The sequence below is a fragment of the Dyella sp. M7H15-1 genome (assembly GCF_004114615.1).
GTDB lineage: Bacteria > Pseudomonadota > Gammaproteobacteria > Xanthomonadales > Rhodanobacteraceae > Dyella_B.
The window spans coordinates 642,410-657,653 of sequence record NZ_CP035300.1; the positions used below are offsets into that span (position 1 = coordinate 642,410).

The window sequence follows — 15,244 nt, forward strand, 5'->3', positions numbered from 1 at the left end:
GCGACTGTTGTGATAAATGCGAATCATCGCCGCTTAGCGATTGCCTGAACGGTTGCCACCACCGTGAGGGCGACCACCGCCCCCATGCGGACGATTACCGCGGCCTTGCGGGCGAGCGCCACCGCTGCCTTGGCTGGGGCGACCACCGCCCTGACCGGGACGGCCGCCACCGCGAGTATTGCGGTTGGTATTGCTGCCGGTACCGAAGCCGCTATAAGGATTCGCGTTGCCAGCACCGCTGCCACTGCTACCACCACGGCGATTGCCATAGGCATTCGCACCGCTACTGCTGCGGCTGCTTTCACGGCTTTCACCCGCAAACCAGGTGCGTGCGGGTGGCAGTTCCTGTCCCGGACCGATGCCGCGCTTCTTTTTGTGAGGTTTGGCACCATGATCGGGCCGGTCGACATTCCCGTTCACTTCGCGATTCGGATTGCGGCGACGCTGCTGTTTGCCGTGTACGGGTTCTTCGCGGATACGATCGAAAGCGCGCAGTTCGCGGGCTTCGTCGTGATAGCCACCGCTCCACGCTGCGCCAGCGCCTTTTTCAGGACGATATTCGGTGACATTGCGCGGCGCTCGGCGCTGATGCAGCACCGGACTCAGCGTAAGCACCGGTTGCGGTGCGCCAAGGCCGGCGACCTGGCGCAGTTCTTTCACTGATTCTTCATGGAGTGTTTCGCAATCGCCACGACGCAGCATGCGCGGCAGTTCGATATTGCCGTAGCGGATACGTTTCAGGCGACTGACCAGGAAGCCCTGCGAGTCCCACAGGCGGCGGACTTCGCGGTTACGGCCTTCGCGGATCACTACGCGGAACCAGCTATGGCTGCCGCCGCGGCTGATGATGGCGATCTCGTCGAAGCGGGCCGGGCCGTCTTCTAGCTCCACGCCGGCCTTGAGTTTTTCGATGATTTCATCCGGCACTTCACCGTGCACGCGGCAAAGGTATTCGCGTTCCAGGCCGCTACGCGGATGCATCAGCGCGTTGGCGAGTTCGCCGTCGGTGGTCAGCAGCAGCAGGCCGGTGGTGTTGATGTCTAGGCGGCCCACGGCAACCCAACGTGCGCCTTTGAGTCGCGGCAACTGTTCGAACACGGTCGGTCGGCCTTCGGGATCTTCACGCGTGGTGACCACGCCCTCGGGCTTGTGATAGACCAGTACTTCGGCGTTGTCGCGGTTGTCGGTGGCAACGACGAACTGTTTGCCATCAAGTACCACGCGGTCGCCGGCGTGGACGCTGGCGCCAATGTTGGCGGCGGCGCCGTTCACTTCGACTTCGCCTGCCTGGATGCGTTGCTCCAGCATGCGGCGCGAGCCGAGGCCGGCGTTGGCGAGCACCTTGTGCAGGCGTTCTTCGATCAGGGGGGTGTTTTCAGGCGGCGCGGCGCGCTTGAGGCTCAATACGGATTTTTGTGGCGCATTCATGCGCGGTACTCCTCGGTGTTTTGCTCGGCGGAGCCTTCGTCGGCATCCGCGTGGTCCGCTGCCTCGTCGACAGTGGCGTGGTGTTGAGTGCCGTTGTCCGCTTTGGCAGCGATGGCGTCATGTCTGGATTCAGTATCGTCCGTGTGGTGCTGCGGTTCCGGCATTTCGTGTATTTCGTCGGCGGACTGTTCGCTGGCTGGTTCTTCCGAAACGGGTTCTTCGTGAGCAGCCTGCTCTTCGTGTTCTTGTGCCTCGACGGAAATGTTGCCTTCGGCCTCTTCGGCATCCGGATCGATCGGCAGATCCTTGATGATGCGTGGCGGGAAGGGGGCGTTATCCAGCCGGAGCTGGGGGTCTTCCATGTCGCGGATTTCGGAAAGCGGCGGTAGTTCGTCCAGCGACTTCAGGTTGAAGTAGTCGAGGAACATGCGCGTAGTGCCGTACAGCGCCGGCTTGCCGGGCACATCGCGGTGTCCTAACACACGGACCCACTCGCGTTCTTCCAATGTCTTGATGATATTGGACGAGACCACGACGCCGCGAATCTGTTCAATTTCCGGGCGGGTGATTGGCTGGCGGTAGGCGATTAGTGCCAGTGTTTCGAGCAGAGCGCGGGAGTAGCGGCTCGGCTTTTCGCTCCACATTCGCGATACCCACGGGTGCACGCCCTGGCGTACCTGGTAGCGGAAGCCGGAGCCGACTTCCTTCAGTTCGATGCCACGCCCCTGGCTGTCGTCGGCCAGCATCTCTAGTGCCATGGCGATCTGGGCTCGATCGACTTCGTTTTCATCGACGAATAGCTCGCTGAGCTGAGCCACCGTTAGGGGTTGGTTGGCCGCTAGCAGGGCTGCTTCGATAATCGCTTTGAGTTGCTCGATCTGCATAGCCTTGGGATTAAGTATCGATCACGGTTGCACACCCCTGTCAGGTGCTGGTCATTCGGTGCCGGACGCGGCGTTCTGTTCTTCAAAAGCATCGTCGTCAGCGGCGACTTCGGCCTCTTCACGCGCCGAGCTGGTATTGGCCTTGATGTAAATCGGCGCCAGCGGCTCTTCCTGCACGATATTGACCAGGAGCTCCTTGGCCAGCTCCAGCACGGCTAGGAAGGTGACTACCACGCCCAGGCGTCCTTCGCTGATGTCAAACAGGCTTTCAAAACGGTGGAACTGGGTGTCGTCCAGGCGACTAAGCAGTTCGCCCATACGCTGGCGCACACTCAGTGCCTCGCGCTTGATGGCGTGATGCCCGAACAATTCGGCCCGATGCAACACATCCTTAAGGGCCAGCAGCATTTCCTTCAAGTCCAGCGGCGGCGGCAGCTTGATCACGTTGCGCTCGCCTACATCGGCCTGCACGGCTACCGTATCACGCTCCAAGCGGGGGAGGGCGTCGATATCCTCGGCAGCCTTCTTGAAGCGCTCGTATTCCTGCAGGCGGCGTACCAGTTCGGCTCGCGGATCTTCTTCCTGGCTTTCTTCCGAGGGCGGCCTGGGCAGCAACAGGCGCGATTTGATCTCGCCCAGGATCGCCGCCATCAGCAGGTATTCCGCAGCCAGCTCCAGGCGCATCACATCGCGCATCATGTCGATATATTCCATGTACTGCCGGGTAATTTCGGCAATCGGGATATCGAGAATGTCTAGGTTCTGCCGGCGAATCAGGTACAGCAGCAGATCGAGTGGTCCTTCGAAGGCCTCCAGGAACACTTCCAGTGCATCCGGGGGGATATACAGGTCCTGAGGCATTTGCAGGATCGGTTCGCCGCGCACGACGGCAAGCGGCATTTCCTGCTGTTGAGGTACCCCTGCAAACGCATCTTGCGCTGCTTGTACAGGTTGAGACTCGGTTGGCTCAGTGCTCATTAATGCATGTCATTAGTCCACCCTGGCGGGCTGGCGTTCGCTCTGTTGACGATCAAAACCCTCTACGATGCATGATCGAAGAAAGGTTCATGCCTAGAATGCCTTCGGTTGCACAGGCACCCTTAATGAAGCCAATCACTTCGCGAGATGCCCAGCCAGGGCATTCGGCGTCCCCACAAACAACAAACCTGATAAAGCCACTTAAAGTGTGGTTTCGGTCAGGTGGGCGGCCGCTGGATGCCGAATTGAAATCACTGAATAACGATCAGGCTGAAACTAAGCGCAACGCTACTGGCGTCGTCCGCGATTCGTAAAGTCGGCTAAGTACATCGGGTGGAGGCCATCCCAACCAGGGCTCCCGGTGGCCATCCATGCATAGATCCACACGCGGGTTACAGATTAACGGCAGTATGGCGGCATGTCCAGTCAGTGCTTCAGCTTCCGTAAGGGCGTGTGAAGCCCGTCTGAAATACACCGGGTAGGTGCCTGCAAGGCGGTTGTAGCAGTGGTATATGGCTTGCTTCATTATATGGCTATTCGGAGTATCGGCCGATGATGGTTGGTGCTGACGGGCACAGGCTTCGTTGCTAGCGGAACGGATCTGGGCGTGTGGCGGGAAAGCTGTGCGGGGAGATGAAGAGCATGACAATGGGTAACGGTGCCATGGACGGTTCCGACAAAGAACATCTGCGCCCGGCACGCATGCGCATCAAAACCACGGTGTTGATAAGCCATAGCGACGAGTCGCATACGACTGATCTGATCGATATCTCGGCCACGGGCGTGTTGCTGCGCCGGCCGCGCGAGTGGGGCGGCAAGGCCGGTGAGAGCTGGATGCTGGACATGATCTTCGGCAGTGATCTGCATATCAACCTCGAAGCGAAGGTGGCTCGCGTATCCGAAAGACACATAGGTTTTGCCTACACACGCATTCCGGAAGACAAGCAGGTACCACTGTGGAATCTACTGGGCGGCTATGCGGATATTCTGGAGATGTGGCACGACGAGTGACGAAGATTGGGATGCAAACCCTTACCTGATCACGCTTGCTTTGGTAATGATCTCCATCTCACTCGCCGGGTGAGTCAAAGATCACTCGCAAACCCAAAGGCCATGCGCAATGTGCGTTAGGAGGTCACGGAATCAGGCCTTATTCAGCGTTGCCTTAATGCGTTTATTATGTTGCAGGTTCACCCAGCCATCCGCCGTGCGTACCTGCAGCGGCTGGAAGCGCCGCTTGTAATCCATCTTCGGATGATCTTCGATCCAGAAACCCAGGTATACCCAGGGAATACCTCGCCGTCGTGCTAGTTCCACTTGCTGCAGGATGGCGAACGTGCCCAGACTGCGTTCCTGCTCATCCGGTTCGTAAAAGGTATAGACGGCTGAAATGCCGGTGGCGCAAATGTCGGTAACCGCCACTGCAAGCAAACGTTCGCCCAGGTGCAATTCCAGGAACACCGTGGGGCTCCACGGTGCGGTTAGAAAGCGGCGAAAATCGCTGGCTTCGGCTTCGTCCATGCCGCCACCGGGATGGCGTGTGCGCAGATAGCGCGAGTACAGCGCATGGCGCTCGCTGTTGTAGCCGGCCATGTGCTCGGTAAAGGTCAGGTCGGCATTGCGTCTCAGGCAGCGGCGCTGCGAACGGTCTGGCTTGAAGTGGGCCACGTCGATGCGGCAAGGCGTGCAGGCATGGCAATGGGGGCAATGCGGAAAATACAGATGCCCGCCCGCACGGCGAAAACCGTGATCCAGCGCGGCGCCATACAGGTGATCCAACTGTGGGGCAGCCGGATCGATCACCAAGTTCTGCGCTGTGCGCCCGGCAAAATAGCCGCAGGTGTGCGGCAGGGTCTGAAACAGGCGGACGTGATCGGAGCGCATGGAGCGATTCTATGACTGCCGCAGGGCGCTGTGGCAAGCGTCTTTAAAAGAAGTGCAAGTAATGCAGCGCCAGCACCGTGAACACGCCTAGGATCGCTAGTAAAACAATGCGGCGCGCCCTGGCTACCATGTGCTCCCGGCGAACATACATAGACTGCACCGGGTTGCGTTCCGCCTTCAGCTCTTCGCCATGGCGGATCACCGGCTCAATGCCGAGTTGGCGCAGCAACTCGCGTCCTTTGGTGTAATCGTCCGCCCGGGTGATCCACACCTGCGGCCAGCTATCGCGATTTTCGCTGCGTTGTGCGTAGCTGAAACGCTGGTAGCTGGGACGGTTCCAGTTGGAACGATGGGTGATCGTGGTCTCGACGCCGTTTTCGGCCATATAGGCCACAATACGGTCGATGTTTTCCTGGCGGGGCGAGGTATAGAGCAGACGCATGGGGACAGTTTAATGGCCTTAATTACCACAGAGGCGGATCAAGCCTTCCTGCGCCGTTGAAGCCACTAAGCGGCCGTCGCGGCTGAAAATTTGCCCCCGCGCCAAGCCGCGCGCACCCTGCGCCGTGGGGCTGTCGAAGGAGTACAGCAGCCACTCGTCCACCCTGAACGGGCGGTGGAACCACAGCGCGTGATCCAGGCTGGCCATCTGGATGTTGTGGGTGAGATAGGAAATGCCGTGCGGCAACGTGGCGGTGCCGATCAGGTGGTAGTCCGAGGCATAGGCCAGCAGGGCGCGATGCAGGATCGCCGAATCGTCGACCGGCGCCGTGATGTGAAACCAGATGTGCTGGATGGGCGGACGCTTGGACGGGTGGATCTCGTCACGCGGCCATACTTGGCGGAACTCGAAGGGGCCATCGCTACCCAGCCAGCGCTGCAGTTTCACCGGCAGGCGGGCCAGTTCTTCGGGCGGCACCCGGATGGAGTCCAGATCTTCCGGTGCAGGCACTTCCGGCATTGAGGATTGGTGCTCCACGCCTTTCTCCGGCACTTGGAACGAGATGGCGCCACTGAGGATCGGCTGGCCATGCTGGATCGCAACGACGCGACGAGCCGAGAACGAGCCACCGTCACGCGCCCGCTCGACATTGTAGACAATGGGCGCATCGATATCGCCCGCGCGCAGGAAGTAGGCGTGTAGCGAATGCGCCTCACGCGACGGATCAACCGTCTGTTGTGCCGCCGATAAGGCCTGTCCCAGGACTTGCCCGCCAAACACGAAGCGCGTGCCGATATCCCGGCTCTGGCCGCGAAAGAGGTTGTCTTCCAGCCGTTCGAGCTGCAACAGCTCCACCAGTTCCTTGACGTGCGCGTCTCGCATGCGGCTAACCCCTGAACAGAATGGGCACAATTATAGTGGTGGTACTTGATCCGCACTGACCCTCACCAGGCCACTGCCCTCCAGCACCTCGGTCCACGGAAATAGCGGGCCCGGGTCGAGCTTGCGCGGCACTTCCTTGCCGGGATCGTCACTGGCAGGGATGCGCGCCGTATCCAGATCCTCATGACCTGCGATCTCGTACAGGTTGGGGAAATTCGCCCGCAGTTGCACCAGCAGCGCCCGCAACGAAGCGATCTGCGCAGCGGTGTAAGGTTCGGTCATGCTTTGCTGGCGCGAATCGAACCAGTTCGGGTAACGCCCCTGGTTGACCAGCTCAATGCCGATCGATTGTGGGTTGTAGCCGCGCACATGGTTGGCCACGTGCGTGCCTGGCACATAGCGATACACCGCGCCGTCGCGATCGATGTAGTAATGACCGCTGTTGCCGGCGCCACTCTCGTACAACACCCGCGCGCCGTATTCCCGGGCCGTGGCCAGGTCAGGCAGTTCAGTGCAGTGGATCACCACCAGCGTGACGATGCTCGCTGGCCGCTCGGGCAGCTTGGTGACATAGGGTAGGAATTGATCGTGGATGGTCAGCATGGGCATGACAGCAGTTTTGCATAACGACATAGCCATGATTCGTCTCCTTTAATGGCTCCTCACGTTTCCTTTATCGGTTTATTGCTTTATTGAAAAAGTACATGCTGGCGTAGTCCGGTCAACGGATCAACACAAGAGGGTAGACCTTAGGTATGTTCAATCGTCCCGCCACTGAAGCCCGTAGATTCCGCCTGGCTTTTCCACTCTTAGCATTAGCCTCCGCTTTGGCAAGTCCGGCCGCCTTTGCGGCTAACCCCGAAGATGGCCAAGTCTCCTCGCCAGAGGCCAAAATCATTCAATCGATCGTGGACCAGGTCATCCCGCAGTACCATCTCAAGGGCATCATCGTTCAGGTAAGGCGCAACGGCAAAGATCTCTATCTTAAGGCCGCGGGAGAATCAATGCCCGGCGTGCTTGTGACCACGAACATGCACTTCCGCAATGGTTCCATGGTCTTTACCTACATCAGCACCATGTTGCTTGAGCTCATCGATCAGCATCCGCAAACGCTGAGTCTTAATGACAAGCTCTCTAAGTTCTTCCCCGAAATTCCCGGTTCCAGCGACGTCACGTTGAAAAATCTTCTGAACATGACGTCGGGTTACCAGGATTACGTGGGTATACCCGAGGTGTTCAACGGGATAAATGCGGACCCCCTCCGTCAATGGACTCCTGAGGAATTGATTGAGATTGGCGTCACCCCGGAGCGATGGTTCAATCCCGGAGAAAACTGGGCTTACTCCCACACCAACTACCTTATCCTGGGACGCGTGCTGGAGAAGATCACCGGCATGCCTCTCGATCGGGCTATGCAGAAATATATTTTCGAACCCATGGGGCTACGAGAAACCAAGAGCATCGACACTGCGCAGATTCCCGGTCCCGTGATGCATTCCTTCACCTCAGAGCGGCGAGGGGCGCTGCAGATTCCCGCAGATATCCCCTTCTATGAAGAGTCGACATTTTGGAATCCTTCCTGGACCACTGCGAAAGGAGCTATACAGATCACCGACATCAACGACATGAGCAGGTCGATGGAGATCGTCGGCAACGGAGCTCTGCTCTCTCCCACTTCCTACCTGGAGCAGGTAAGCCCTAACTTAGTCGGCTTCGGCCACCCACAAGACGGCTGCCCACATTGCACAGAAAACACGTATGCCCGCAACTATGGTCTGGGAGTCATCAATCTCGGTCCCTGGATCACGCAAACCAAGAACTTTGCCGGGAATGGCTCTACGGTAGGTTATCTCCCTGCCGCGCGGCTAACCATCGCCGTGGTCATCACTTACACAGCGGGAGCCTTTGACGAGCAGGGCAACAGTACGGAAGCCAGCCAGCCGATCTTCGTATCGCTGGCAAATGCGCTGGCGCCTAACATCTTTTCACCGCACTGAAGCCTATTTGGAGTGTTCGCTTTTTCGCTCGTTGTCCCGGCCTGCGTCGGGATGACGGGCAAAAGCGTGTGACATTGTCCAACCGCGAAACCTTGCAGACCTTAAGCGCATTAATAGGGCTATCATTCGCGCTCTGTTGTCGCACACATGGAGCGCCGTCATGCCCGGGCACGTCATACTCTCCCACGGTTCGGATGCCGGCCCGGATGCCACCAAGGTCAGCGTGCTAGCGAAAGTCGCCGAATCGATGGGTTGGAGCACGGAGCGCCCGGACTACCGGGCGGACGATGCGTTGGGCCATGCGGATTCGGTCACGCCGCGCATGACACGCCTGCACGACCGGATTGCCGCGTGCGATGCGCCGCCGGTGCTGGTGGGATCAAGCATGGGGGCCTTCGTGTCGGGACTGGCATCGTTGGAGCAGCCAGTGGCGGGTCTGTTTTTACTGGCCACCCCGTCGATGATCCCGGGCACCGACTACGCCTTTGACTTGCATGAGGACGTGCCGAGCTTACTCGTTCACGGTTGGCAAGACGACGTCTGTCCGCTGGACGATGTCTACGAATTCGCACGCCGTCGCTATCTGCCCCTGCTGGTGCTGGATGATGACCATCGCCTGGGCGCTCATATTGATGAACTCAGCCGGCAATTCGGCTTTTTCCTGGAACAGCTGGCGAAGCGCGCTTGAGCCCTTTTTTTGCGACCTGCCCCAAGGGACTCGAATATCTGCTGCGCGATGAATTGATCGCGATGGGCGGCAATGACGTGCACGAAGCGCTTGCCGGGGTGCGCTTTTACGGCACGCTGGAAACGGCGTATCGCGCTTGTCTGTGGTCGCGGCTTGCCAGCCGTATCTTGTTGCCGATTGCAGAATTCGACGCAGCCTCTGACGAGGCGCTTTACGCCGGTGTGCAGTCCGTTGACTGGTCGCAACACTTAGCGCCGCACGCCACATTAGCGGTGGATGCCAACACCACGCAGAGCAAAATCGCACACAGCCACTTCCTTGCGCAGCGCGTGAAGGACGCCGTGGTGGATCAGTTCCGGCAGCATGGGCAGGAGCGCCCGGGGGTGGATACGGAAGAGCCGGATGTGCGCATCAATCTACGCTTGCGGCGTGACCGTGCCACGCTGTCGATCGATCTGGCCGGTGCACCCTTGCATCGCCGCGGCTGGCGTGAACAGCAAGGCGAGGCGCCGCTCAAGGAAAACCTTGCCGCGGCGATGTTGTTGCGCGCGGGCTGGCCAGACATCTACGCGCAGGGCGGCGCCTTGCTCGATCCGATGTGCGGATCGGGCACCTTATTAATCGAAGGCGCGCTGATGGTGGCTGACGTAGCGCCGGGTTTGCGTCGCACTTATTACGGCTTCCTCGGCTGGAAGCAGCACAATATTCTGCTCTGGCGCAGCCTGCTCGATGAAGCACGCAAGCGCGCCGAAGCCGGTTTGCCGACCTTACGCGCCTGCTTCTTCGGTTCGGATGCCGATCCACGCATGGTGCAGACTGCCAAGCGCAATGCGCAGGAAGCGGGTGTTGCAGGGTTCTTTACGCTGGATCGTCATGATGTGCAGCACGTCGCCCCACCGCCGGGTGTGGCAAGCGGATTGGTAATCACCAATCCTCCGTATGGCGAGCGCCTGGGTGATCGCGAAAGCATGCCCAAGCTGTATCGCATGCTGGGTGAAATCCTGCGTGATCGCTTTACCTGCTGGCGTGCGGTTATTCTTGCCGGCGATGTGGAGTTGGGTCGCGCTACCACTCTGCGCCCCGAGAAGAAATACGCGCTCTACAACGGCGCGCTCGAAACCGTATTGCTGATTTTCGAGTTGCACCCGCGTGCTGAATCACCGCGCGAAAAGTCGCCGCTATCGCCTGGCGCGGAAATGTTGAAGAACCGGCTGGACAAGAATGTCCGCCATCTGCGCAAGCGGCTGGAACGCGAAGGCATCCACGCCTGGCGTGCCTATGATCAGGATCTACCTGAGTATGCGGCAGCCATTGACGTCTATACCGACACCTCCGGCGCCACGCATTTGCATATCCAGGAATATCGTGCGCCTGCCAGCGTGTCGCCTGAACGGGCGCGCACGCGTGTGCGTGAGATTGCGCGGGTGGTCGGTGAAGCATTCAATACGCCACGCGCGCGCATTGCGCTGAAAACGCGCGAGCGCGGCAAGGGTGGCTCCAAGTACGGCCAGTTCGACCAACGTGGTGAATGCATCGAAGTGGAAGAGGGTGGTTTGAAGTTCCTGGTGAATCTCCACGATTACCTGGATACCGGCCTGTTCCTCGATCATCGCTTAGTACGTGCAAAATTGCGCGAGCTGGCCGTCGGCAAACACTTCCTCAACCTGTTTGCCTATACCGCTACCGCCAGCGTTTACGCGGCGGCAGGCGGCGCGCGCGATACCACCAGCGTCGACCTGTCCGGCACCTATCTTGAGTGGGCGTCGCGCAATCTTGCGCTGAATGGTTTCACGGGCGACAAGCATCGATTGGTGCAAGCGGATGCGGCGAGCTTTCTCAAGCACTCGCGAGAGCGCTATGGCCTGATCTATGTCGATCCGCCCACGTTCTCCAATTCCAAGCGTGCCGATGATTTCGACGTACAGCGCGACCACGTGAAACTGTTGCTGGCTTGCGCTGATCGCCTCACCAGTGATGGTGTCATCGTGTTTTCCAACAACTTCCGTCGCTTTGAACTTGATCGCGCCGCACTGGAAGAACGGTTCACCATCGAGAACTGGGGCACTGGCAGTATCCCGTTCGATTTCTCGCGCCGAGCGAACATCCACGACTGCTGGTTTCTGCGATTAAAGGCAGCTGAGGGCCAGCTAAATCCCTGGGAAGGCGCCCGTGTAAAGAAATGAAATCCTTCAGTACAGATTAAGCGCGCGAGAACAACCATAACCTTCATGTTGACGGAGGTGTGTCATGTTCAAACGTAGTGTCGGCAAGTTCGTTGCGATCGGCCTGGCTCTTGCCACGGCCGTAGCTTTGCCGGTCGGTGTATCCGCCCACGGCAGGTATGGTCCTGGTCCGGGTTGGCACGGTGGTTATTATCACCATGGTGGTTATTATCACGGTGGCTGTTGCTACCGTGGCGGTTACTGGAGTGGAGGTCGCTGGATTGCTGGCGCCATCGTTGGCGGTGCCGTGGCTGGCCTGGTGGCCGGCGCCGTGGCGGGTCCGCCGGTGTATTACGCGCCGCCGCCCGGCGTGGTCTACGCCCCGGGCACCGTGGTCTACCAGACCGCGCCGCCGCCGGTCGTGACCACCACGGTGGTGACCTCGGATCCCTACCAGACCCGTTACATCGGTCCGGCTTACTGAGTCGGCTAGTCGCAAGTGCATAAAGAAAAGAGCCCGGCCTGTGCTGGGCTCTTTTCTTTATGCACTTGATCAACGGTGCGTGACATCCTGATCCCGCTTCCACTTACGACGCGAAGCTAGAGCATGTCGTCATAAGATTATGAGCCACATGACGAGGCAGCGAATTTGCACAGCGGCAAGGAAAGAGGGCAGATTCTTCGCGTAGCGTGTCGCCACACCACGCCACTGTTTCAGGTACAAAAACGCATTCTCAACCAGGTGGCGATGACGATACAGGTACGTGTCGTAGTCGCGCGGCTCTTTTCGGTTTTTACGTGGCGGAATATGCGCCTGCATGCCTTGCTCATGAGCCTGCTCAACAATGGCATCACTGTCATAACCTTTGTCGGCCATGAGATGCTCAGCAGGAATGTCTTTGATCAGTTCCGCAGCCTGCGAACAATCTGCCCGGGTACCCTCTGTAACAAGAATTCGGACTGGCATACCATGCGCATCCACGGCCAAATGTATCTTGGTGTTGCGCCCCCTTTTGTGAGACCTATGCCCTGATTGCCGCCACGAGCTCCCGCTGCATGAGGATGAACCTTGCAGTGGCTGGCATCGATCATCAGCCACTCAAAGTCCGGCTCATCCATCACACGTTCCAACAGACCTTCCCATGTGCCGTTATCGCGCCAGCGACAAAAGCGCCGATGGGTATTCTTCCAATCGCCGTACTCGGGTGGTAAATCTCGCCACGGCGCTCCGGTGCGAAGTATCCAGAACACTGCGTTGATGAATTGCCGATTATCTTTGGCTACACGCCCCCATCGGCCCGCTTGACCCGGCAAATGGGGTTCAAGCAAACTCCATTTTTCATCGGAGATGTCATGGCGTCGATAGGCCGCAGTCACAGAGGATTCCATCCAGCAAGATTCGATGGCGGGTAGTTAACCATATTTCAACACCTCATGACGACAGGCTCTAGTCTCAGGGATGCAGGAAGAGAGCAAATCGATCAAGGACTCTTGCCCGGCTGCTGAGTGGTCGTACTGTGTACTTGGCCTTGGATCGCAACAGCCACATTCTTGCCATCTGCCTATTACATAATATGAACGATGCTTGCGGCATGGTGAAGACCTATGATCGTTTGCTTGTTCATGCTCCACAAGATGTACCGCCATCTTCCCGCTCGATTCGTAGCTGTGTCATGAATGCTTCAACGTGGGTAGTACGCACGGAAAATCACCTTGCGCGCTTCGTGCGTATTCGTCGGCAGACGCAGGCGCTCTGTGCCGGGCTGACGGCGGAAGACCTAATGGTGCAGTCGATGCCCGATGCCAGTCCCGGCAAATGGCATCTGGCGCACACCACCTGGTTCTTCGAGCAGTTCGTGCTGGGACACGATCCCACCTATCGCTCGCCGAATCCCGCTTGGTATTACCTGCTTAACTCCTACTACGAATCGGTAGGGCCGATGCATGCACGTCCGCAACGTGGCGTGCTGTCTCGACCCACGTTGGATGAAGTTCGCCATTACCGCGCACGCATCGACGAAGCAGTGGGTGAGTTGTTGGTGCACGGTATCGATGACACCTTGGCTGCACGTATCGAACTGGGCCTGCATCACGAGCAGCAACACCAGGAATTGCTGCTTACCGATATCAAGCATGCATTCTCGTGTAACGCCCTGCATCCGGTTTATCGGAAACAGGCACATGAGCAAGTCAGCCACGCATCCCTGCCGATGCGCTTCCTGCAGGGCAGGGAAGGTCCGGTCGAGATCGGGCATCGCCAAAGCGATGGCTTTGCGTATGACAACGAAACACCACGTCATCGCACCTGGCTATCTGCGCATGCGCTCGCCAACCGCCTGGTGACCAATAGCGAATACCTTGCATTTGTGCGTGAAGGCGGTTATCGCAAGGCTGGCCTGTGGTTGTCCGACGGCTGGGCCACCGTGCAGCGTGAAGGCTGGCAACGGCCGCTATACTGGCAGGAGGATCTTTCCAGCGAGTTCACGCTGTCAGGTATCCGTGCGCTGGATCCGCAGGCGCCGGTATGCCACATCAGCTACTTCGAGGCGGATGCATTCGCACGCTGGACCGGTGCACGCTTACCTACCGAGGCCGAATGGGAAAACGCCGCGGCAAATGTGCAGGCAATCGGCAATTTTCAGGAAAACCAGCACTTTCACCCCATCGCCGCACCGCACGGTGACGGCTTGCTGCAAATGTATGGCGATGTATGGGAGTGGACGGCATCTCCCTATGTGAGCTACCCAGGTTTCAAACCCCTGCCGGGTGCGCTCGGTGAATACAACGGCAAGTTCATGAACGGGCAATGGGTGCTGCGCGGTGGCTCGTGTGCAACGCCTCAGAATCACATCCGGGCCAGTTACCGCAACTTTTTTCCGCCCCATGCCCGTTGGCAGTTCTCGGGCATTCGATTGGGACAGGACCGATGAATGTTCAAGCTTATGCTGTACGTGACGAACAACGCCCACCCGATAACCTTCTGCTGCAAGTCATACAACGTGGCCTGCGTTCACAACCCAAACGTTTGCCATCCTGGCTGTTCTACGATGAACAAGGTTCGGCCCTGTTCGAACAAATCTGCGAACAGCCCGAGTACTACCTGACACGCGCCGAAATCGCATTGCTTGGCGCGCACGCTGGCGAGATTGCCAAAGTGCTTGGCCCGGATGTGCGCCTGGTCGAATACGGCAGCGGCCATGCGATCAAGACACGATTGCTGCTGGAGCATCTCGCCACGCCGGTAGCGTGGGTGCCGATCGAGCTTTCGTCGGCGCCATTGCGGCTGAGCATGCAACGTATGGAGCAACATTTTCCCGAACTTCCCATTCAGCCATTGACCGTGGATTTCACCCGATCGTTAAGGTTGCCGGTTTCGCCGCGTGTTCCGCGTCGCACGGTGGTGTATTTCCCCGGTTCCACCATCGGCAACTTTGATGATCGCGAAGCCGCGCAATTGCTGCGCAAGATGCGCGGCGAGATGGGTGACAATGGTGGCATCCTGATCGGTGTGGACCTGAAAAAAGACAAGGCTATTATCGAAGCTGCCTACAACGATCGCGCGGGTGTCACCGCGCAATTCACGCTCAACATGCTGGCGCGCCTCAATCGCGAGCTGGGTTGCAATTTCGAACTGGGTGGATTCTGTCACCGCGCGCATTACAACGCGATGGCTGGCCGCATCGAAACACATATTCTCAGTCGTCACGAACAGCGTGTGTGCGTGGGACGTTTGCAGGTCTTGTTCCGCGAAGATGAGGCGATGCTGGTGGAATACAGTTACAAGTATTCGCTGGAGGATTTTGCTGCGCTGGCAGCCACCGCCGGGCTAGTGGTGCAGCATGTCTGGTTTGATCCAGACCAGATGTTCAGTCTGCAGTACCTCGCTCGTGCGAACTAGA

Annotated in this window: 15 protein-coding genes; 7 read left to right on the forward strand and 8 right to left on the reverse strand. The window is 58.7% G+C overall.

The genetic code is table 11. The features are described from left to right. Positions 1–33: 33 nt before the first annotated feature. The 3 genes from EO087_RS03235 to EO087_RS03245 are packed head-to-tail and all read right to left on the reverse strand — an operon-like array spanning position 34 to position 3,212. Complete coding sequence (locus EO087_RS03235) at positions 34–1,428, reverse strand: pseudouridine synthase (protein WP_128897618.1); 1,395 nt, start codon at positions 1,426–1,428, stop codon at positions 34–36. Beyond that, positions 1,425–2,312 carry an SMC-Scp complex subunit ScpB gene (gene scpB / locus EO087_RS03240; protein WP_128897619.1) on the reverse strand — a complete coding sequence of 296 codons (888 nt, stop codon included), beginning with the start codon at positions 2,310–2,312 and terminating at the stop codon, positions 1,425–1,427. Before scpB ends, EO087_RS03235 begins: the two co-directional genes overlap by 4 nt. Before the next feature lie 51 nt (positions 2,313–2,363). Beyond that, on the reverse strand, positions 2,364–3,212 hold the full coding sequence (locus EO087_RS03245; protein WP_240669174.1) for a ScpA family protein: 849 nt from the start codon (positions 3,210–3,212) through the stop codon (positions 2,364–2,366). Positions 3,213–3,932: 720 nt separating this feature from the next. On the opposite strand from EO087_RS03245, the gene EO087_RS03250 reads away from it, so the two are divergent. Next, entirely contained in the window at positions 3,933–4,301 is a 369-nt protein-coding gene (locus EO087_RS03250; RefSeq protein ID WP_128897621.1) for a PilZ domain-containing protein, read from the forward strand. A gap of 132 nt (positions 4,302–4,433) precedes the next feature. Here EO087_RS03250 and EO087_RS03255 read toward each other — a convergent pair whose 3' ends face one another. The 4 genes from EO087_RS03255 to EO087_RS03270 are packed head-to-tail and all read right to left on the reverse strand — an operon-like array spanning position 4,434 to position 7,107. Further along, entirely contained in the window at positions 4,434–5,174 is a 741-nt protein-coding gene (locus tag EO087_RS03255) for an arginyltransferase (RefSeq protein ID WP_128897622.1), read from the reverse strand. 43 nt (positions 5,175–5,217) lie between these two features. Continuing rightward, a complete protein-coding gene (locus EO087_RS03260) occupies positions 5,218–5,616 on the reverse strand; it encodes a hypothetical protein (RefSeq protein WP_128897623.1) in 399 nt (132 codons plus the stop codon). Positions 5,617–5,634: 18 nt separating this feature from the next. Continuing rightward, entirely contained in the window at positions 5,635–6,498 is an 864-nt protein-coding gene (locus tag EO087_RS03265; protein WP_128897624.1) for an acyl-CoA thioesterase II, read from the reverse strand. 30 nt (positions 6,499–6,528) lie between these two features. After that, positions 6,529–7,107 (reverse strand): N-acetylmuramoyl-L-alanine amidase, encoded by a 579-nt coding sequence (locus tag EO087_RS03270; RefSeq protein ID WP_128899787.1) that lies wholly within the window; start codon positions 7,105–7,107, stop codon positions 6,529–6,531. A 146-nt stretch (positions 7,108–7,253) separates the two neighbouring features. Here EO087_RS03270 and EO087_RS03275 point away from each other — a divergent pair, with 146 nt between their 5' ends. The 4 genes from EO087_RS03275 (at position 7,254) to EO087_RS03290 (ending at position 11,829) form a co-directional block, all read left to right on the forward strand. Next, complete coding sequence (locus EO087_RS03275; protein ID WP_128897625.1) at positions 7,254–8,495, forward strand: serine hydrolase domain-containing protein; 1,242 nt, start codon at positions 7,254–7,256, stop codon at positions 8,493–8,495. A gap of 160 nt (positions 8,496–8,655) precedes the next feature. After that, entirely contained in the window at positions 8,656–9,183 is a 528-nt protein-coding gene (locus EO087_RS03280) for an alpha/beta fold hydrolase (RefSeq protein WP_128897626.1), read from the forward strand. Further along, complete coding sequence (rlmKL, locus tag EO087_RS03285) at positions 9,180–11,366, forward strand: bifunctional 23S rRNA (guanine(2069)-N(7))-methyltransferase RlmK/23S rRNA (guanine(2445)-N(2))-methyltransferase RlmL (RefSeq protein WP_128897627.1); 2,187 nt, start codon at positions 9,180–9,182, stop codon at positions 11,364–11,366. The genes EO087_RS03280 and rlmKL overlap by 4 nt, the downstream gene beginning before the upstream one ends. Positions 11,367–11,430: 64 nt before the next feature. Then, the gene (locus EO087_RS03290) at positions 11,431–11,829 is read left to right on the forward strand and encodes a hypothetical protein (RefSeq protein WP_128897628.1); all 399 of its coding nucleotides are present in this window, start codon (positions 11,431–11,433) and stop codon (positions 11,827–11,829) included. A gap of 129 nt (positions 11,830–11,958) precedes the next feature. Here EO087_RS03290 and EO087_RS03295 read toward each other — a convergent pair. After that, a protein-coding gene (locus EO087_RS03295; RefSeq protein ID WP_240669116.1) for an IS5 family transposase occupies positions 11,959–12,734 on the reverse strand; the annotation gives its coding sequence in 2 pieces (ribosomal slippage) (positions 11,959–12,365 and positions 12,365–12,734; 777 coding nt in all). A 284-nt stretch (positions 12,735–13,018) separates the two neighbouring features. Between EO087_RS03295 and egtB the strand changes: the two genes are divergently transcribed. Together egtB and egtD are read left to right on the forward strand one after the other, a co-directional pair. Beyond that, positions 13,019–14,275, forward strand: a complete 1,257-nt coding sequence (gene egtB, locus EO087_RS03300) for an ergothioneine biosynthesis protein EgtB (RefSeq protein ID WP_128897630.1) — start codon at positions 13,019–13,021, stop codon at positions 14,273–14,275. Next, positions 14,272–15,243, forward strand: coding sequence for an L-histidine N(alpha)-methyltransferase (gene egtD / locus EO087_RS03305; protein ID WP_128897631.1), 972 nt, complete (start codon positions 14,272–14,274; stop codon positions 15,241–15,243). The genes egtB and egtD overlap by 4 nt, the downstream gene beginning before the upstream one ends. Position 15,244 lies beyond the last annotated feature (1 nt).

Excerpts from the sequence above, each read along its gene's own strand:
- EO087_RS03235 (WP_128897618.1), bottom strand. The coding sequence starts at position 1,428 with ATGAATGCGCCACAAAAATCCGTATTGAGCCTCAAGCGCGCCGCGCCG.
- scpB (WP_128897619.1), bottom strand. The coding sequence starts at position 2,312 with ATGCAGATCGAGCAACTCAAAGCGATTATCGAAGCAGCCCTGCTAGCG.
- EO087_RS03245 (WP_240669174.1), bottom strand. The coding sequence starts at position 3,212 with ATGCCGCTTGCCGTCGTGCGCGGCGAACCGATCCTGCAAATGCCTCAG.
- EO087_RS03250 (WP_128897621.1), top strand. The coding sequence starts at position 3,933 with ATGACAATGGGTAACGGTGCCATGGACGGTTCCGACAAAGAACATCTG.
- EO087_RS03255 (WP_128897622.1), bottom strand. The coding sequence starts at position 5,174 with ATGCGCTCCGATCACGTCCGCCTGTTTCAGACCCTGCCGCACACCTGC.
- EO087_RS03260 (WP_128897623.1), bottom strand. The coding sequence starts at position 5,616 with ATGCGTCTGCTCTATACCTCGCCCCGCCAGGAAAACATCGACCGTATT.
- EO087_RS03265 (WP_128897624.1), bottom strand. The coding sequence starts at position 6,498 with ATGCGAGACGCGCACGTCAAGGAACTGGTGGAGCTGTTGCAGCTCGAA.
- EO087_RS03270 (WP_128899787.1), bottom strand. The coding sequence starts at position 7,107 with ATGCCCATGCTGACCATCCACGATCAATTCCTACCCTATGTCACCAAG.
- EO087_RS03275 (WP_128897625.1), top strand. The coding sequence starts at position 7,254 with ATGTTCAATCGTCCCGCCACTGAAGCCCGTAGATTCCGCCTGGCTTTT.
- EO087_RS03280 (WP_128897626.1), top strand. The coding sequence starts at position 8,656 with ATGCCCGGGCACGTCATACTCTCCCACGGTTCGGATGCCGGCCCGGAT.
- EO087_RS03290 (WP_128897628.1), top strand. The coding sequence starts at position 11,431 with ATGTTCAAACGTAGTGTCGGCAAGTTCGTTGCGATCGGCCTGGCTCTT.
- egtB (WP_128897630.1), top strand. The coding sequence starts at position 13,019 with ATGAATGCTTCAACGTGGGTAGTACGCACGGAAAATCACCTTGCGCGC.
- egtD (WP_128897631.1), top strand. The coding sequence starts at position 14,272 with ATGAATGTTCAAGCTTATGCTGTACGTGACGAACAACGCCCACCCGAT.